The sequence below is a fragment of the Vibrio sp. OPT41 genome (assembly GCF_015163595.1).
Classification (GTDB): domain Bacteria; phylum Pseudomonadota; class Gammaproteobacteria; order Enterobacterales; family Vibrionaceae; genus Vibrio; species Vibrio alginolyticus.
Genome location: NZ_JADDYH010000028.1, coordinates 157,537 through 174,683, shown reverse-complemented (window position 1 = coordinate 174,683; position 17,147 = coordinate 157,537). Strand labels below are relative to the sequence as shown.

Annotated in this window: 18 protein-coding genes and 1 pseudogene; 15 read left to right on the top strand and 4 right to left on the bottom strand. The window is 44.7% G+C overall.

Annotated features, from left to right (window positions below; all coding sequences use genetic code 11):
- Positions 1-86 precede the first annotated feature (86 nt).
- The 6 genes from truA (at position 87) to purF (ending at position 6,026) form a co-directional block, all read left to right on the top strand.
- The gene (gene truA, locus IQP38_RS12695; protein WP_054730670.1) at positions 87-881 is read left to right on the top strand and encodes a tRNA pseudouridine(38-40) synthase TruA; all 795 of its coding nucleotides are present in this window, start codon (positions 87-89) and stop codon (positions 879-881) included.
- Between the two features lie 197 nt (positions 882-1,078).
- Positions 1,079-2,005 carry an acetyl-CoA carboxylase, carboxyltransferase subunit beta gene (gene accD, locus IQP38_RS12690; protein WP_005380583.1) on the top strand — a complete coding sequence of 309 codons (927 nt, stop codon included), beginning with the start codon at positions 1,079-1,081 and terminating at the stop codon, positions 2,003-2,005.
- Between the two features lie 46 nt (positions 2,006-2,051).
- Complete coding sequence (folC, locus tag IQP38_RS12685) at positions 2,052-3,314, top strand: bifunctional tetrahydrofolate synthase/dihydrofolate synthase (protein ID WP_017820798.1); 1,263 nt, start codon at positions 2,052-2,054, stop codon at positions 3,312-3,314.
- 14 nt (positions 3,315-3,328) lie between these two features.
- A complete protein-coding gene (locus IQP38_RS12680; RefSeq protein ID WP_005380588.1) occupies positions 3,329-3,922 on the top strand; it encodes an SPOR domain-containing protein in 594 nt (197 codons plus the stop codon).
- A gap of 61 nt (positions 3,923-3,983) precedes the next feature.
- Positions 3,984-4,475 (top strand): CvpA family protein, encoded by a 492-nt coding sequence (locus IQP38_RS12675; RefSeq protein WP_005380590.1) that lies wholly within the window; start codon positions 3,984-3,986, stop codon positions 4,473-4,475.
- 36 nt (positions 4,476-4,511) lie between these two features.
- A complete protein-coding gene (gene purF, locus IQP38_RS12670) occupies positions 4,512-6,026 on the top strand; it encodes an amidophosphoribosyltransferase (RefSeq protein WP_005380592.1) in 1,515 nt (504 codons plus the stop codon).
- Positions 6,027-6,092: 66 nt separating this feature from the next.
- On the opposite strand, the gene IQP38_RS12665 is transcribed toward purF, so the two are convergent.
- Positions 6,093-6,968 carry a LysR family transcriptional regulator gene (locus IQP38_RS12665; RefSeq protein ID WP_005384959.1) on the bottom strand — a complete coding sequence of 292 codons (876 nt, stop codon included), beginning with the start codon at positions 6,966-6,968 and terminating at the stop codon, positions 6,093-6,095.
- Between the two features lie 289 nt (positions 6,969-7,257).
- On the opposite strand from IQP38_RS12665, the gene IQP38_RS12660 reads away from it, so the two are divergent.
- From IQP38_RS12660 to recR, 7 genes are all read left to right on the top strand, one after another.
- Entirely contained in the window at positions 7,258-8,364 is a 1,107-nt protein-coding gene (locus tag IQP38_RS12660) for a response regulator (protein ID WP_005380606.1), read from the top strand.
- Positions 8,365-8,587: 223 nt separating this feature from the next.
- Positions 8,588-8,719 (top strand): hypothetical protein, encoded by a 132-nt coding sequence (locus tag IQP38_RS26910; RefSeq protein ID WP_005380608.1) that lies wholly within the window; start codon positions 8,588-8,590, stop codon positions 8,717-8,719.
- A 33-nt stretch (positions 8,720-8,752) separates the two neighbouring features.
- Entirely contained in the window at positions 8,753-9,139 is a 387-nt protein-coding gene (locus IQP38_RS12655) for a YbaN family protein (RefSeq protein WP_373920817.1), read from the top strand.
- Between the two features lie 162 nt (positions 9,140-9,301).
- A complete protein-coding gene (gene apt / locus IQP38_RS12650; RefSeq protein ID WP_005380615.1) occupies positions 9,302-9,847 on the top strand; it encodes an adenine phosphoribosyltransferase in 546 nt (181 codons plus the stop codon).
- Between the two features lie 8 nt (positions 9,848-9,855).
- Positions 9,856-11,961 (top strand): DNA polymerase III subunit gamma/tau, encoded by a 2,106-nt coding sequence (gene dnaX, locus IQP38_RS12645; RefSeq protein ID WP_193837632.1) that lies wholly within the window; start codon positions 9,856-9,858, stop codon positions 11,959-11,961.
- A gap of 82 nt (positions 11,962-12,043) precedes the next feature.
- Entirely contained in the window at positions 12,044-12,373 is a 330-nt protein-coding gene (locus IQP38_RS12640; protein ID WP_005380618.1) for a YbaB/EbfC family nucleoid-associated protein, read from the top strand.
- Positions 12,374-12,403: 30 nt separating this feature from the next.
- Positions 12,404-13,003, top strand: coding sequence for a recombination mediator RecR (gene recR, locus IQP38_RS12635; RefSeq protein WP_005380619.1), 600 nt, complete (start codon positions 12,404-12,406; stop codon positions 13,001-13,003).
- A 51-nt stretch (positions 13,004-13,054) separates the two neighbouring features.
- Here recR and aqpZ read toward each other — a convergent pair.
- The 3 genes and pseudogenes from aqpZ to IQP38_RS12620 form a co-directional block, all read right to left on the bottom strand.
- A pseudogene (gene aqpZ / locus IQP38_RS12630) lies at positions 13,055-13,752 on the bottom strand (aquaporin Z).
- A 231-nt stretch (positions 13,753-13,983) separates the two neighbouring features.
- The gene (locus IQP38_RS12625) at positions 13,984-14,232 is read right to left on the bottom strand and encodes a YkgJ family cysteine cluster protein (protein ID WP_065767476.1); all 249 of its coding nucleotides are present in this window, start codon (positions 14,230-14,232) and stop codon (positions 13,984-13,986) included.
- Positions 14,233-14,369: 137 nt separating this feature from the next.
- On the bottom strand, positions 14,370-14,618 hold the full coding sequence (locus IQP38_RS12620) for a GlsB/YeaQ/YmgE family stress response membrane protein (RefSeq protein WP_005380625.1): 249 nt from the start codon (positions 14,616-14,618) through the stop codon (positions 14,370-14,372).
- Positions 14,619-14,806: 188 nt separating this feature from the next.
- Between IQP38_RS12620 and IQP38_RS12615 the strand changes: the two genes are divergently transcribed.
- Complete coding sequence (locus IQP38_RS12615) at positions 14,807-15,247, top strand: YcgN family cysteine cluster protein (RefSeq protein ID WP_005384948.1); 441 nt, start codon at positions 14,807-14,809, stop codon at positions 15,245-15,247.
- Between the two features lie 191 nt (positions 15,248-15,438).
- Positions 15,439-17,118: a mechanosensitive ion channel family protein gene (locus IQP38_RS12610; RefSeq protein ID WP_005380681.1), complete on the top strand. Its 1,680-nt coding sequence runs from the start codon at positions 15,439-15,441 to the stop codon at positions 17,116-17,118.
- Positions 17,119-17,147: the final 29 nt, after the last annotated feature.

Sequence of the window (17,147 nt, the reverse complement as noted above, 5' to 3'; positions counted from 1 at the left end):
ACCTTTATGTCACCCTTGGTGAAACTGGCAACTTGAGGTGACTTGAGTATATACTTCCCGCCCCATTTTAGAGTTCGAAGGTTAAGATGAGAATCGCATTAGGTATCGAGTACAACGGTACAAACTACTTTGGTTGGCAGCGCCAAAGAGAAGTGAAAAGTGTCCAAGAAGAGCTAGAGAAAGCATTGTCCGTCGTCGCTAATCATCCAGTTGAAGTTCAGTGTGCTGGTCGGACAGACGCAGGCGTGCATGGCACGGGACAAGTTGTGCACTTTGATACCAACGTTACTCGAAAAATGGTAGCTTGGACCATGGGCGCAAACGCGAACATGCCAAGCGATATAGCGGTTCGTTGGGCTAAGGAAGTTTCAGATGATTTCCATGCAAGATTCTCAGCGACAGCTCGCCGTTATCGTTACATTATTTTCAATCATGCTTTACGTCCAGGCATCCTAAACTCGGGGGTTAGTCACTATCATGGTGAGCTCGACGAGAAAAAAATGCATGCAGCAGGGCAGTTCCTACTTGGCGAAAATGATTTTACGTCGTTTCGCGCGGCGCATTGTCAGTCTCGCAGCCCATTTCGAAACTTGATGCATCTGAATGTTACGCGCCATGGGAACTATGTGGTTATTGATATTAAAGCTAATGCGTTCGTGCATCATATGGTTCGTAATATCACGGGTAGCTTGATAAAAGTTGGACGTGGCGAAGAGAGTCCTGAATGGATCAAGTGGTTATTAGAAGCCAAAGATCGCAAACTAGCGGGTGCGACAGCGAAAGCGGAAGGTCTGTACCTGGTAGATGTAGACTACCCAGAAGAGTTTGGGTTACCTGAAGTGCCGATCGGTCCACTGTTTTTACCAGATAATTTGAACTAATTTTACAAACTTATTTCAAAATATCGGTAGTGTTTACATTGAATGTGAACGGAAAACATACGCTATTTACGATATCAAAAATAGGTACAACCAGTTTTTTATCTACAGTAGCTGCAAGATATGGTTTAATCCGTCGGTATTATGTCGAATTTATATCTTTCGCAATGAAGCGGAAGAGTTGAGAGAAAAGGTCTTCCATGAGTTGGCTTGAAAAGATTTTAGAGAAAAGTAATCTAGTAAGTTCACGCAAAGCTTCTATCCCAGAAGGTGTGTGGACTAAATGTACCTCTTGTGAACAGGTTTTATACCATGCTGAACTAGAGCGTAACTTAGAAGTTTGTCCAAAGTGTAACCATCACATGCGTATGAAAGCGCGTCGTCGTTTGGAAACATTTTTAGATGAAGGTAATCGAGTTGAATTAGGTTCTGAACTTGAGCCACAGGATAAACTGAAATTTAAAGATTCTAAGCGATACAAAGAGCGTATCTCTGCTGCACAAAAAAACAGCGGCGAGAAAGATGCGCTAGTTGTTATGCAGGGTGAATTGCTTGGTCTGCCGCTTGTGGCGTGTGCGTTTGAATTCTCCTTTATGGGTGGTTCAATGGGTTCAGTCGTTGGTGCTCGCTTTGTGAAAGCCGTGGATGCAGCCATTGAAAATAACTGTGCGCTTGTTTGTTTCTCAGCAAGTGGTGGTGCTCGTATGCAAGAGGCATTAATGTCTCTTATGCAAATGGCAAAAACCAGTGCTGCGCTTGAGCGTTTATCAGAAAAAGGTCTGCCGTTTATTTCGGTTCTAACTGACCCTACAATGGGTGGTGTATCAGCAAGTTTGGCTATGTTGGGTGATATCAACATCGGTGAACCTAAGGCCCTGATTGGCTTTGCTGGTCGTCGTGTAATCGAGCAAACAGTGCGTGAAGATCTTCCTGAAGGTTTCCAGCGTAGTGAGTTCCTACTTGATCACGGTGCTATTGATATGATCGTTGACCGTCGTGAAATGCGTCAGCGTGTGGGTGGTCTTATCGCTAAGATGACTAACCACAAGTCTCCTTTGGTGGTTTCGGTTAACGAATCTCCAAATGAAGAGCCATATTCTGTACCAGAAGCGGACGAAAAAGGGTAAAGTATCAACTAACATAAAAACCAAAGAATTTAATGGTTAAAGTTAGATGACCCAAAACCCAATTCCTCAAGCCACATCTTCATTAGAGATGTGGCTTGATTATTTAGCAAATATTCATTCCTCAGCAATTGATCTAGGCTTAGACCGTGTCCAAGCGGTAGCAAACAAAGCCAATCTTACCAAACCAGCTCCAACCGTAATCACCGTTGCCGGAACCAATGGCAAAGGCTCAACGTGTGCGTTAATGGAAGCCATTTTACTTGATGCTGGCTATTCAGTCGGTGTTTATAGTTCTCCGCACCTGATTCGTTACAACGAGCGTGTACGCATTAATGGCGTTGACGTTGTAGATGCCAAGCACTGTGAAGCATTCGATTATGTAGAAAAGCAGCGTGGTGATGTTAGCCTTAGCCTCTTTGAATTCGGTACGCTTGCTGCGCTACGTATTTTCCAAGTAGAGAAAGTTGACGTTGTCTTACTTGAAGTAGGACTTGGCGGCCGTCTAGACGCCACTAACGTTGTTGACCATGATGTTTCTGTTATTACGAGCTTAGCGATCGATCATGTGGATTGGCTTGGTGATGACATCAATGTTATTGGTTTTGAAAAAGCGGGCATTTACCGTTCAGGGAAGCCAGCAATTTGTGGTCAACCGACGCCACCAGCGACCGTGGCGGCTCATGCTGACGATATTGGTTCTGAGTTCTTCCAAGTAGGTATTCAGTACGATTACCAACTAACTGATAATGGTTGGAAATGGAGCAGTGGGGCATTTGAGTTAGAGGATTTACCAATCCCATCGCTACCATTACAAAATGCAGCCACTGCACTGATGGCACTAGGGGCTTCGGAATTGCAAATCACTGACATAAATATTGTCAATGGCTTGAATAATGCGCGTTTGGCGGGGCGTATGCAAGTACTGCATCACGAACCTGAAATAGTCCTTGATGTCGCTCATAACCCGCACTCTGCTGAGTATTTGGTAGAGAGAGTGAAGCAACAATATCTGGGTAAGAATATCCATATTGTGGTTGCAATGCTGCATGACAAGGACATTAAAGCAACCATTGAAGCGCTAACTCCAGTTGCAACACAATGGTATCCAGCGTCGCTTACTGGACCGAGAGCGGCGACCGCTGATGAATTGTGCCAATACTTACCTGATGGGCAAGTTCATTTTGAAAACCCTGTTGACGCCTTCGAGAGTGCGAGAAGCCACGCAAAGACAGGAGACGTTATTCTGGTGGTTGGATCATTCCATACCGTCGGAGAGGTATTGGAACATTGGCAATCAAATAATAAATAAGTAAAGGTATTTTGATGGCAAGTAAATTCCAAAGTCGTTTAGTCGGCACCATCATTCTAGTCGCAGTCGGAGTCATTGTTCTTCCCGATGTGCTAGATGGTAAGAAACTGCACTACAAAGAAGAATTTGCCAGTATTCCTATCAAACCAGAACTTGATAGTGATGTGGAAAACTTCGAAATATTAGAGCCAGTGGAAGACGACATTACGTTACCGGATTCTCCGGTTGAAGCTGTAGTGCAAGAACGTGAGGATGCTCAAGTAGCCGTTTCTGAGCCCGAGCCAGTGCCAACATCTAAACCTGAGGTCATCAAACAACCAGAGCAAGTTGAGGTCGTCACTCGTCCTGTTCAAGAGAAAAATCAATATGAAGATTCAGCTTGGATCATTCAGTTGATGGCACTTAAGAATCACGAAAATGCTGTCGCGCTTGTCGCGGATTTGCAAAAGCGTGGTTATCAAGCTCACACAAAGAAAGAAAACGAGTTTACGAGAGTGATTGTTGGCCCTGATGTGTCAAAAAGTAAACTTGAACGACAAGTTCAAGAATTACAAAAAATTACAGGTTCAAAAGGTCAATTGCTTAAATTTAAGCCATTAAATCCATAAGAAAACGTTTGCGTCAGCATTTTTTCTGTTAAAATGCGCGCCAACTTAAGATGAAGAAAAGATGAATTGGATAGATTTTATCATTTTAGGTGTGATCGGATTTTCAGCTCTGATCAGTTTAGTTCGCGGTTTTGCTAAAGAAGCTTTGTCTTTGGTGATTTGGTTCGGAGCGTTTTTTATCTCCAGTAATTACTATGCCAAATTGGCGGTGTACTTCACCAACATCGAAGATGATATGTTTCGTAACGGAGCGGCGATTGCGGCGTTATTTGTCGCAACCTTGGTAGTTGGTGCAGTGGTGAATTACGTCATTGGTCAACTGGTACAAAAAACAGGGCTATCAGGTACGGACCGAATTCTCGGGATTGTATTTGGTGGTCTACGCGGAGTCTTAATTGTTTCTGCGGTGCTGTTTTTTATGGATGCGTTTACTGCATTCCCAAGCTCGGATTGGTGGAAAGATTCACAGTTGATCCCTGAGTTCAGCCGTATCATCGCCCCATTCTTCGAGCATTTACAAGCAACATCAAGTTTTCTGTCTGGCACTATCTAGTAGTGCCAGCTACTGTCGCAAATCGAGGATTAGGACATGTGTGGTATTGTTGGAATCGTGGGCACAACGCCTGTAAACCAGTCTATTTATGACGCGTTAACGGTGTTACAGCATCGTGGCCAAGATGCCGCTGGTATTTGTACCATAGAAAGCAATCGTTTTCGTCTGCGTAAGGCGAACGGTTTAGTCAAGGATGTATTTGAAGCAAGACACATGCAGCGCCTGCAAGGCGAGGTCGGAATTGGTCATGTTCGTTACCCTACAGCAGGCAGTTCAAGTGCTTCAGAAGCTCAACCTTTCTACGTAAACTCTCCTTTCGGTATTACACTTGCCCACAACGGTAACTTGACTAACGCTAACGAAGTTCGTCAGAAGCTGTTTGAAAAAGATCGCCGTCATATCAATACCACTTCAGACTCTGAAGTATTACTAAATGTACTGGCGCACGAAATTGACTCAGTAAAAGGAAATGTCACGACCGAAGACGTATTCCGCGCAGTCACCAATGTTCATCGCACAATTCGCGGTGCTTATGCTGTGACCGCCATGATCATTGGTCATGGTATGATTGCATTTCGTGACCCACACGGTATTCGCCCGCTGTGTTTAGGTAAGCGTGAAGTTAACGGCAGAGCAGAGTACATGGTTGCGTCTGAATCGGTGGCATTGGATGCGGTCGGTTTTGATTTCGTCCGTGATGTTGCACCTGGTGAAGCGATTTACGCAACGTTTGACGGTGAGCTTTATACGAAGCAGTGTGCAGATAATCCTAAGCTTAACCCTTGTATTTTCGAGTTCGTATACTTTGCTCGTCCGGATTCGTTCATCGATAAAATTTCGGTATACAGCGCTCGCGTTGAAATGGGTAAAAAGCTGGGCGAACGTATTCGTGAAGATTACGCAAACCTTGATATCGATGTTGTCATTCCTATCCCTGAAACGTCTTGCGACATTGCACTGCAAATCGCTCAAGCGATCGATATCCCTTATCGCCAAGGTTTCGTGAAAAACCGTTATGTTGGACGTACGTTTATCATGCCTGGCCAGCAACAACGTAAGAAATCAGTACGTCGCAAGTTGAATGCTATTCGTTCGGAATTCAAAGGTAAGAACGTGTTGCTGGTGGATGACTCTATTGTTCGTGGTACAACGTCAGAGCAGATTATTGAGATGGCTCGTGATTCTGGTGCCAAGAAAGTGTACATGGTCTCAGCGGCCCCTGAAGTTCGTTTCCCGAACGTATATGGCATTGATATGCCAAGTGCTACAGAGCTTATTGCCCATGGCCGTGACAACGATACAATTTGTAAGCAGATTGGTGCCGATGCGCTTATTTATCAACGTCTAGAAGATTTGGTAGAGGCAGTCGGTCTTGGAAACCAAGACATTACTCAGTTCGATACATCCGTGTTTAACGGGGAATACGTAACGGGTGATATTGACCAACAATACCTAGATTTTTTAGATGGTCTTCGTAACGATGATGCGAAAACACAACTTGAAATCCAACAGGATTTAGCAAACCTAGAGCTTCATAACGAAGGCGCATAGGGTGCGTTTTCTTAAGTCGTAAAAAAACCAGAGCTTCGGCTCTGGTTTTTTGTTTTCGCTACTTAATTAGTGAATGTTATAAGCGATCACAAAGTCAATAAAGAGGCGAACTTTCTCTGGCAGGTGGTCTTTGTGGTTGTAAAGCATATAAATGTCGCGCGGGTTTGCACTCCAATCTGGCAGTACGCGTACCAAATCGCCGCTCTCGATGTACTCTTTGATCATGACATCTGGCATTAGTGTGATGCCTAAACCTTCGGAACAAGCACTGCGCACCACATTGAGCGCGTTTGCTTGAAAACGACCACGATCAACATTCACCACAGACTCGCCTTTGCTATTAATCAAGGTCCACTTAATAAGTGGGTACCCTTTTAGCAATGAATGGTTAGAGAGCTCTTCTGCATGGTGTGGCGCAGGATTTGAGGTTAGATAGTCAGGGCTTGCAACGAGAATATCCTTCACTTCGCCAATCTTACGCGCGATGAGGCTAGAGTCGCGTTGCGGTCCCACTCGAAAAATTACATCCCATTCAGTAGGGTCAAGCTTGTCCGCATTATTCTCTGTCGTTAGCTCAATGTTGATGTCCGGGTACTGCTTCATAAAGCTGTTGAACATCGGCATCATCATTCGTTTAGTTAAGTTGTAAGGCGCGGATATCTTAATCTTGCCGGATGCTCCTCGGCAGTCGTCAGTGATTTCCTCTGCTGCGGTTGTTAGCCTTTGTAGTAAAGGAGAGCACTCATGGTAAAAACGTTCCCCTGCTTCAGTGAGCGAAAGTTTGCGAGCATGACGGTTCAATAGTCGAAGATTGACAGAGTCTTCTAGCGCTTGAATGCGTCGGGTGATGGTCGCAACCGGGATCATGGTTTTTCGCGAAGTTGCGGTGTAGCTCCCATTTTCGACAACCAGTCGAAACAGGTTTAAGTCATCTAATTTCATATTTCCAGACACATTAAATTACCGATTACGGTTAATTTATAATTAACTTTGTGATCAAAGCTTGCTTTAAGTCAACATGTTGCATCATTTGAACACAGCAACCCTGTTTGAGTAAATACTGTTATACGCCGTAATATTTGTATTAATGCAGTTTCCGAGCTAAGTTTTATAACAAGGCAAAGCGGCCTCAGGTCTTGCTGTGACACGTTTTGCTGGAAGTAAACACAACAAAAATAATGACTTAATAATAAATCTGTTTTTTTGACTGAGCTTTGTGAGGGATAAAGGTATGTTTAAGACTCACAGTCAAACGGCAATGGTCTCGGCACAGGAAGTGATTAATCAAAAACTAATAATGTTGGTGGACGATGATCCAATATTTCGTAAAGTAACCAATGCCTATTTAGAAAGTCAGGGTTTTAAAGTAGTAGAAGCAGAAAACGGCCTAGAAGCGCTTCAACAACTCAGGGAATGCCAACCCGATCTTATCTTATGTGATTTATCGATGCCGGTCTTAGATGGTATCGAGTTCGTCGAAGAAGTTAGTCTCGAATACCCATATATGCCGCTTATCGTGGTATCAGGCACGGATGAAATGTCCGATGTCGCGAAAGCGTTGCGATTTGGTATTAAAGATTTTCTTCCTAAACCGATAGGTAATTATGAGCACCTATCTCAGGCGATAGAGAATACGCTAGAAGATACCGATAGCCACTTCTCAGAACAACGTGACTTTTCAAGTCAGTGGTTCAGGGTTGATGATGGTGGTGAAATCCCAGATGAACAAGAGCTGTATTGGCATCTGGAATATTTACAACAGAATCCGAGTGCGGCAAGAGATTTACTGCAAGCTCTATTGCCAGAAAAGGATGCTGCTCAGGGAGATTGGCGCTGCTCGTACCGTTTATTGCAATCGACGGATGTGATGCCCTTGGTTTTCGATTATCGTTGGTTAATGAATGGTCAATTTGCGTTTTATCTAGTTGATTCTGCTTCCCAAGCTAATGATGGAGTTGCGACGACATTGCTCGTTAGGGCATTGTTTGACGACTATCTCCGTAACTTGAAAAGTTTCAGTGCTGATCTCAAGGACATGGTAGGGATCATTGAAAAAGGAATTGAGTGTTCGGAGTGTGCGGGTGCAGTCAATGCTGTGTTTGGTGTCGCCGACCTCGCTTCATCCTCGGTCTCTATATTGCCTGCGGGTTTAGATAGCCATTGGTCTGACGGAAATACGAATCAACACATCGCAGCAGGTAACCGTTTAGGGGGAGGAAGTATGAAAAACTTCATCACCCGCGATTTACCGCTTAGTGTTGCAGGACAGTTATCTATCGGGTGTTTAGGTTCTTCAAGTTTTAGTTTAAGTATTACCCGGAAATCCCGACTAGTATAATTATGACTTGCAAACCAATAAGCAGCGTCCTTTCGCTGCTTATTATCTTTTTAGAACCACCAAAACAACATACGTTTAGTTTAATAACCTTACTTTTTACTGGTGTTTAGATTTGGCTGTTTAATGTATAGTCAGCGCTTAAAACAATAATGACCCATTTGTGCAACGATAATTTAACGCTGTGCCTTGGGAGAAGCAAAGTCAACTAGTGAGAAGACACATCATGGCAGACAAAGATTTTAAAGAGCCTTATAATATTTTTTACTTTTTAGGTTTTATTGCAGTTCTTTTGATCCCAACACTTCCTGCAACGCTAACCTGGCTTCGTGTAATGAATGGTTACGCAGGCTTTTAATCTAGCTATTTTGTACCGGAGTTCACCATTCGTATTAAGCGTTACTTTTTCAATACTGTTGGTGGACTCTGTATTGTGCTCGGCATAGCCGGCATAGCCCTTCCACTTTTACCCACCACACCTTTTATTTTGCTTGCTAGCGCATGTTTTATGCGTGGTAGCCCCGCATTTCATCAATGGTTACATAACCACAAAACGTTTGGACCCATTCTCGGCAATTGGCATAAGCATCGGGCTGTTACTTCAAAAGTAAAAAAGCGTGGTGCGATTTTTATTGCGCTTAGTTTCATGGTTTCAATCGTTGTTGTCCCCCTCGTTTGGGTAAAAATTGGTCTTTTAGTGATGCTAATCGTTTTACTCAGCTGGTTTATGCGTCTGCCTGTGATTGAGTTGGTTGCTGACCGAGAAGAAAATCACTAAGATTGTAGAGAATAGTGTGCCCGCTCTTCGAGTGGGCGTTTGTATTTTCAGCGCCTGTGACTTTTACGAAAATAAGCACATAGTGGTGAAAACCTATTGTTCGTTGCCCTCGTGATACTGCGATTAGAGAGGGCGATGAGCCAATCTAAGTAAATCGGTATTATGACTACAGAAACAATTTCACTGATCAAATCTAGCATCAAAAGCATCCAAGACTACCCAAAGCCAGGCATTCTATTTCGTGATGTGACGAGCCTTCTTGAAGACGCGAAAGCATACCAAGCGACGATCAACTTACTTGTTGAACGTTACAAAGATATGGGCTTTACCAAGGTTGTGGGTACGGAAGCTCGTGGCTTTCTATTTGGCGCGCCTTTAGCGCTTGAGCTAGGTGTTGGTTTTGTACCAGTGCGTAAACCAGGCAAGCTACCACGCCCTACTGTTGCTCAATCTTATGAGCTTGAATACGGCGTTGATACACTAGAAATCCATACAGATGCCATCGTTGAAGGCGACAAAGTACTGGTTGTCGACGATTTATTGGCAACGGGCGGTACTATTGAAGCGACGACTAAGCTGATTCGCCAACTGGGTGGTGAAGTTGAGCACGCTGCGTTCGTTATCAACCTACCAGAAATCGGTGGCGATAAACGTTTAGAAGCACTAGGTCTAAACGTGTACAGCATCTGCGATTTTGAAGGACATTAATACATTCAATGAGTTATTTAGCTTTAGCGCGAAAATGGCGTCCTAATCAGTTTGACCAAGTTGTCGGACAAAAACATGTCCTGACGGCGTTGGAAAACGCACTGGCGCAAAACCGTTTACACCATGCTTATCTGTTCAGCGGGACTCGTGGTGTGGGTAAAACGAGTATCGGTAGGCTGTTTGCCAAAGGCTTGAACTGCGAAACCGGCATTACCGCGACACCTTGTGGTAAGTGTGATACTTGTCGTGAAATTGATGAAGGTCGCTTTGTCGATCTTCTTGAAATCGACGCGGCATCACGTACTAAAGTTGAAGACACTCGCGAACTGTTAGACAACGTTCAATACAAACCTGCTCGTGGACGTTTTAAAGTGTACCTCATCGATGAGGTGCACATGCTATCGCGTCACTCTTTCAATGCGTTGTTGAAAACCCTGGAAGAGCCGCCAGAGTATGTGAAGTTCTTACTCGCGACAACCGATCCACAAAAGCTGCCTGTTACTATATTGTCGCGTTGTCTACAGTTCCATCTCAAACCGATCAGCGTTGATGATATTCATCAGCAACTTGACTACATTTTGGGTCAAGAGCAAGTATCGGCAGAACCAAAAGCACTGGGTATGATTTCACATGCTGCAGATGGCAGTATGCGTGATGCTCTTAGCTTGACCGATCAAGCAATTGCTTTAGGTAACGGTGCGGTGCAAACCGATATTGTCAGCCACATGTTGGGGACGATTGATACCGACCAAGCGATTCACTTACTAGAGTCAATCAGTAGCAAGCAACCTCAACAAGCCATGGATAAAATCCAGCAATTAGCAGCAAATGGTGTTGAGTGGGATGGTTTGTTGCAGCAAGTCGCAACACAGCTTCATCGAATTGCGATGTATCAAGCGCTGCCAGCGTCGCTAGACCGAGCGCAGCCAGATGCAGAAAAAATCGAGTTGTTGAGTAAAGCACTAAGTCCGCAAGACGTTCAGCTTTACTACCAAATTGCATTGAAAGGTCGTGAAGATTTGACTCTCTCGCCAAATGGGCGAGTCGGTCTGGAAATGATTGTGCTGCGTATGATGGCGTTCCGCCCATCAAATAACAGTGGGGCAAATGTTGTTTCTAGTAACTGCGAGCCAGCGTCATCTCCGGCTCAAAGTACCAGTCAACCAAAGGCTGCGCCAGCTCAGACAGCCGCGGCTCCTCGAGAGCAGCAGCCGAGTCCAGCACAAAGCACACCACAAGTGGCGCCTCAACCTTCATCCAGTTCGCAACCTGAGTATCAAGCGAGTGGATATGAGACGGTTCCACCACAGTATGATATGGCGCCGCCGATGAGCGAAAACCCAGCGCCGCAACATGAAACGCCACCTCAACAAGTGCAAGAGAGCGTTTCAACACCAGCGCGCGGCGGTCTAAGCGGTTTGCGTCACCAATTACGTTCTCAGCGTCAAGGCCTACAACAGAACACTCCTCAAAATGGTGGCTCAAAAAAGCCTAAAGCGGCATCTGCACAACCAGAATCGGTTATCGACCGAGTAGCGCAATTGCATGGCAATTCCGCGCAGGTGTCGCCAAACTCAGCTCCGAAGTCGACGGAGCCACAAGTTGAGGAAGCGTATCGCTGGCGTCCAAGCAAGCCTGTTGAGACAAAAGTAAATACAAAACTGACACCTACGCAGCTCAAGCAGGCACTTGAGCATGAGAAAACGCCTGAAATGGCACAAAAGCTCATCGATGAGTCATTAGAACATAATGAATGGGCGAAGCTAATCAGCTTAATGGAGATCCCTAAGCTGGTAGAGCAACTTGCGCTAAACTCTCATTATAGTAAGGAAGGAACAACCGTTTCGTTACTATTGAGAAGCAGCCAAGCTCATTTGAATACTGATAGAGCTCAAGCCGAATTGCTTAAAGCACTTAATACCGTGTTGGGTGAAGAGTGCCACATGAGCATCGAAATAGGGGAGAGTGGAGAAACACCACTTGAACTGAGAGATAGGCTCTACCAAGAGAAATTACAGCAAGCGCTGAACAGTTTAGAAAACGATCCAAATGTTCAATTTATTGAACGTCGTTTTGCTGCAGAGCTTGATAAAGATAGTGTGCGCCCTATCTAATAATCGAATGGAATGGGGTTGAAAACCCAAAGGTATAACCCCATTAATTGATGCAACACCTCATTAAACCAGAGAGATAAACATGTTTGGTAAAGGCGGTATGGGCAACCTAATGAAGCAAGCCCAGCAAATGCAAGATCGCATGCAAAAGCTTCAAGAAGAAATCGCGAATATGGAAGTAACTGGCGAGTCTGGTGCTGGCCTAGTTAAAGTTACTATCACTGGTAGTCACAGCGTACGTCGTGTTGACATTGATGAAAGTTTGATGGAAGACGACAAAGAAATGCTTGAAGATCTGATCGCTGCGGCGTTCAACGATGCAGCCCGTCGTGTTGAAGAAACTCAAAAAGAGAAAATGGCTTCTGTAACTGGCGGTATGCAACTACCACCAGGTATGAAAATGCCATTCTAATCTGCTGATATTTAATTAAGCGGACTTTTAATGCGTACCAGTCATATGCTGGAGCAATTGATGGAGGCCTTACGTTGTCTACCTGGGGTTGGCCCCAAGTCAGCGCAGCGTATGGCCTTTCATTTGTTACAGCGCGATAGAAAAGGCGGTTTGCAGCTTGCAGATGCGCTTAGTCAGGCAATGACAGAAATAGGTCATTGTACTGAGTGTCGAACCTTCACCGAAGAAGAAGTCTGTCACATTTGTACCAACCCAAAACGCCAAGAAAATGGTCAAATTTGTGTGGTAGAAAGCCCGGCAGACATCGCAGCCGTTGAAGCAACAGGCCAATATTCTGGTCGGTATTTTGTTCTTATGGGGCATTTGTCGCCATTAGATGGTATTGGTCCAAGTGATATTGGATTGGATGTCCTTGATTACCGCTTACGTCGCGGTGATATTACCGAAGTGATTTTGGCGACAAACCCAACAGTTGAAGGTGAAGCCACTGCCCACTACATCGCAGAGCTATGTAAAGAGCACCAAGTTGATGCCAGCCGCATCGCGCATGGTGTGCCTGTCGGTGGGGAGCTAGAGCTTGTTGATGGCACGACGTTGTCACATTCGCTATTAGGTCGACACAGAATTTAATAAAAAGCCGCTGAATTCAGCGGCTTTTTTGATTTTGGGAGTTAGGAACGATTAATCGTTCGATTCTTTACCAAGAAGATTTTTGTAGATAACCGCACCAAGCACGCCACCCACAATAGGAGCAATCCAGAACAGCCATAGCTGAGAAACCGCCCATTCATCCACATATACTGCGACTGCCGTGCTACGAGCAGGGTTTACTGACGTATTGGTGACAGGAATGCTGATCAGGTGAATGAGAGTCAAACACAGGCCAATTGCGATAGGTGCAAAGCCTTGTGGCGCACGTTTGTCTGTTGCACCCATAATGACAATCAGGAACATCATCGTCATGACAACTTCAGTCACAAGTGCAGCGATCATCGAGTATTGGCCTGGAGAGTGTTCACCATAACCATTGGCGGCAAAGCCAGAACCCACAACATCGAATCCTGCTTGTCCAGATGCAATAACGTAAAGCACGCCACCTGCGATAAGCCCGCCGATCACCTGTGAGATGATGTAGGGAGCAACGTCTTTTGTCTCAAAACGACCGCCAGTCCAAGGCCAACTGTCACTGCAGGGTTCAAGTGACAACCTGAAATATGACCGATAGCAAATGCCATCGTCAGAACGGTTAAACCGAATGCCAAAGAAACGCCCAACAGACCAATACCCACTTCAGGGAAACTCGCAGTCAACACCGCGCTACCACAGCCGCCTAACACTAGCCAGAACGTGCCAAAAGCCTCAGCCAAATACTTATTCATGTTCTTTCCTGATCTTTAATTAAATGACCCGCTGAACATAGTCGAGAATTGTCAATAAATTGTGAGGGAGATCGCGCAAAAACCGCAAATGGAACGCTATGTGGCAAGAGTTCTCAAGGGTGAGATAAAAGGCTGAGGGGGGGGGAGTGCTAAATCTTGAGTTTGCTTTGATTACTGCCTCGGAGAGAAACAACCGAGGTACTAACTTTAAACGTGTGGTCTAGAGTCGCATTACGTCAATTGTTCTAATTCAGTGATGTTGTCGAGTGCTTCTTGATTGGTCTTGCCGCATACAATCGGACACGGTTTAAAATCGTGACAGACTTTAGGGCGTTCAGGCTTACCAAATAGCTTGCACAAATTGTCGTCGTTGAGTTGCACACAACGAACACCTGCAGGTTTGCCCTTGGGCATTCCAGGTATTGGTGAAGAGATACTTGGCGCAATACAGCACGCTCCACATCCTAATCGACAATCCATAATGTAAACCTCTTAAAAATTAAGGGGGCAATTATGGTCATTTTGACGTGGATTGGAAGAGTGAAGAAAGAAAAAAATAAAAGGGCGCGCTTAACATTACGCTCCCTTTTTGGTTTTTTGCTTTTAAATCATCGTGATTATTTTAAGAAACGGTTATAAACAAACAACAGAATAAATGCGCCTAGTGTTGCGGTAATGATACTACCAATGTTGACGCCAGTTGCTCCGCCGAAACCGAGAATGCCGCCAAGGAAGCCACCTACAAATGCCCCTGCAATACCAAGTAACATTGTTGCAATCCAACCGCCCCCATCTTTTCCTGGCATGAGCCATTTAGCAAGTGCGCCGGCGATTAAGCCCAAAATAATCCAAGAAATAATACCCATGAAAACTCCTTAATGCCTTCTTGATCAATTGAGTAATGGAAACTTGTTTAAGGATAGAACAGTAAAACGAAAGTAGTTGAATATCTCCACCGTTATGTGGGAAGGATGCAAGATCTTCTCAAAACTTGAACTTTTGCGTTGAGAAGAGTATAAATCGCCCCCTAAATTCCCTTGGTGAGACCTGAAGTATGAGCACTCCATTTTGGCAAAGTAAATCGTTAGAGCAGATGACAGAAGAGGAATGGGAATCTCTCTGTGATGGTTGTGGCAAATGTTGTTTGCATAAGCTTATGGATGAAGATACCGATGAAATCTACTATACCAATGTGGCTTGTAGCTGGCTGAACAGTAAAACGTGTTCATGTAAGGATTACCCAAACCGTTTCACTTCGGGTGAAGAGTGCACCAAGCTGACCCGAGAAGACATCGACGATTTTACTTGGCTGCCACACACGTGCGCTTACCGTCTGTTGGCTGAAAAGCAGCCTTTACCAGAATGGCATCCGCTGATTACAGGCTCTAAGTCCGCAATGCATGCGGCAGGGGAAAGTGTCCGTAACAAAGTCGTTTACGAGATTGATGTGGTGGATTGGGAAGACCATATTTTAAATCATCCCAACCGTCCTTAGTCGAATACAAACAAGCCTTTCATTGATTAAATGAAAGGCTTGTTTGCTATTGGGGCTCCCAACTTTGACGTCTCGCTAACGAAATGCTGCTCAGTTTATTATTTAGTGTTGTAAACTTAGGAGTATGATTTCAACGCTTTACACTTCTATTCCTGATTGTTTTGATCAGGATTGTTTCCTATGAGGTAAACATGACGTTTCATTTCCCCCAGAAACTGCGCCTGACATCTTGGGTGACATTATTCGCACTTGCCGTCATTATGTTCTCCCCAATGGCTGTTCATGCGACTGCCACTGACGATATCCAAGAGCCTTCTGCTGCCGAAATCTCGATTGACAACTTGAACCGAGAGATTGTGGATTTATCCCAAAGCCTCTCGCAAGCGAGTGGCGACGAGCGTGATGCCCTTCAACTGCAACTATTCCAAAAGAATGAAGAATTAAGAAGCCAGTTAGCGTCAGCGATTGAACGTGAAACTATCTCTCGCGACAAGCTGATCTTGCTAGTTAAAAAACAAGAACAATACTCTGAGGATGCGACGAACTATCTATCGGAAAAAATAAAGAAAGTCGTCGAGGATTTAAATAAGGCTAAGGATGAAGAGAAGCTTGCTCTTGTTAATGATTATCGAGAGCTACAGCGTTATCTTGATGTTAGCTTCGATTCGAGCTGGCAAAATCTCGCTTGGTTGAAGGAGCTAGGGGCCCAAAACGAGCGCGCAGAAGCGGAACTAAAAGATAAAATTGATAAACGTATGCGCTTACTGTCTGCTTCAATTGAGTACTTGAGTCAGCAAAGTGAGATCATTGGCTCCCAACTTTCGTCTAGCCCAGAGTCGGAAAAAGCGTCGTTGCAACTTAGCCAGCTCATTACTAAACAAAGGCTAAATATTGCGACAGAAAGCTTACGCAACCTGATTTCAATTGGTGATAAAGTCGGTTTAGAAACGTCTGAATACAAACGCCAAATTTTTGAAGTGACGGGTAATATCACCCATGATTTACTGAATACCAAAGTTGTGTGGTCAATACTGAGTCACTGGTCCAACTCGGCACTGGATTGGTTTGCCGAGAATGCACCGCAGCATATCTTCCAGTTGTTTGTTTTTGCGCTGATTTTATTGATCGCTCGCGGACTGGCTAAGTTAACTCGCAAAGTCGTCCGTAAAGCAGTTGCATCGAAAAACTTAAAACTTTCCCACTTGATGCAGGACTTCTTTATCTCGATGTCCGGCAAATTCGTGTGGGTGATCGGTATCATGGTGGGCTTATCTCAGCTTGGTTTGAACCTAGCGCCAATCCTAACCGGTTTCGGTATTGCTGGTGTGATTATTGGTTTCGCGTTGCAAGACACGTTATCCAACTTCGCGGCGGGTATGATGCTGCTTATTTATCGCCCATTTGATGTTGGTGATTTTGTGTATGCTGGCGGTGTGGATGGCAAGGTAAGCCATATGAGTTTGGTGAACACCACAATCCGTACGTTTGATAACCAAATTATTATTGTGCCTAACAGCAAAATCTGGGGAGATGTTATTAAGAACGTCACGCATGAACGCATTCGCCGCGTGGATATGGTGTTTGGCATTGGCTATGCGGATGACCTCTTAAAAGCGGAGTCAGTATTGTCTGATATCATTACCTCTCACCCTTCGGTACTTCGCACTCCAGAGCCAATGATCAAAGTTCATACATTAAATACGTCTTCTGTAGATTTTATTGTGCGTCCTTGGGTAAAAACGGATGATTACTGGGATGTATACTGGGATGTGACAAAAGAGGTGAAACTACGCTTCGACCGAGAAGGTATTTCGATTCCTTTCCCACAACAAGATGTGCATTTGCATATGGTGGAGAAGCAAGACGCTTAATCACAGGTCCCAACTAGTGAAAGGCACTC

What these genes read in the sequence shown, in the direction of transcription:
- IQP38_RS12675 (WP_005380590.1), top strand. Translation starts at nt 3,984, where the DNA reads ATGAATTGGATAGATTTTATCATTTTAGGTGTGATCGGATTTTCAGCT.
- recR (WP_005380619.1), top strand. Translation starts at nt 12,404, where the DNA reads ATGCGTACCAGTCATATGCTGGAGCAATTGATGGAGGCCTTACGTTGT.
- IQP38_RS12640 (WP_005380618.1), top strand. Translation starts at nt 12,044, where the DNA reads ATGTTTGGTAAAGGCGGTATGGGCAACCTAATGAAGCAAGCCCAGCAA.
- IQP38_RS12625 (WP_065767476.1), bottom strand. Translation starts at nt 14,232, where the DNA reads ATGGATTGTCGATTAGGATGTGGAGCGTGCTGTATTGCGCCAAGTATC.
- IQP38_RS12615 (WP_005384948.1), top strand. Translation starts at nt 14,807, where the DNA reads ATGAGCACTCCATTTTGGCAAAGTAAATCGTTAGAGCAGATGACAGAA.
- IQP38_RS12660 (WP_005380606.1), top strand. Translation starts at nt 7,258, where the DNA reads ATGTTTAAGACTCACAGTCAAACGGCAATGGTCTCGGCACAGGAAGTG.
- apt (WP_005380615.1), top strand. Translation starts at nt 9,302, where the DNA reads ATGACTACAGAAACAATTTCACTGATCAAATCTAGCATCAAAAGCATC.
- IQP38_RS12680 (WP_005380588.1), top strand. Translation starts at nt 3,329, where the DNA reads ATGGCAAGTAAATTCCAAAGTCGTTTAGTCGGCACCATCATTCTAGTC.
- IQP38_RS12665 (WP_005384959.1), bottom strand. Translation starts at nt 6,968, where the DNA reads ATGAAATTAGATGACTTAAACCTGTTTCGACTGGTTGTCGAAAATGGG.
- IQP38_RS12620 (WP_005380625.1), bottom strand. Translation starts at nt 14,618, where the DNA reads ATGGGTATTATTTCTTGGATTATTTTGGGCTTAATCGCCGGCGCACTT.
- IQP38_RS12610 (WP_005380681.1), top strand. Translation starts at nt 15,439, where the DNA reads ATGACGTTTCATTTCCCCCAGAAACTGCGCCTGACATCTTGGGTGACA.
- folC (WP_017820798.1), top strand. Translation starts at nt 2,052, where the DNA reads ATGACCCAAAACCCAATTCCTCAAGCCACATCTTCATTAGAGATGTGG.
- IQP38_RS26910 (WP_005380608.1), top strand. Translation starts at nt 8,588, where the DNA reads ATGGCAGACAAAGATTTTAAAGAGCCTTATAATATTTTTTACTTTTTA.
- purF (WP_005380592.1), top strand. Translation starts at nt 4,512, where the DNA reads ATGTGTGGTATTGTTGGAATCGTGGGCACAACGCCTGTAAACCAGTCT.
- accD (WP_005380583.1), top strand. Translation starts at nt 1,079, where the DNA reads ATGAGTTGGCTTGAAAAGATTTTAGAGAAAAGTAATCTAGTAAGTTCA.
- truA (WP_054730670.1), top strand. Translation starts at nt 87, where the DNA reads ATGAGAATCGCATTAGGTATCGAGTACAACGGTACAAACTACTTTGGT.
- dnaX (WP_193837632.1), top strand. Translation starts at nt 9,856, where the DNA reads ATGAGTTATTTAGCTTTAGCGCGAAAATGGCGTCCTAATCAGTTTGAC.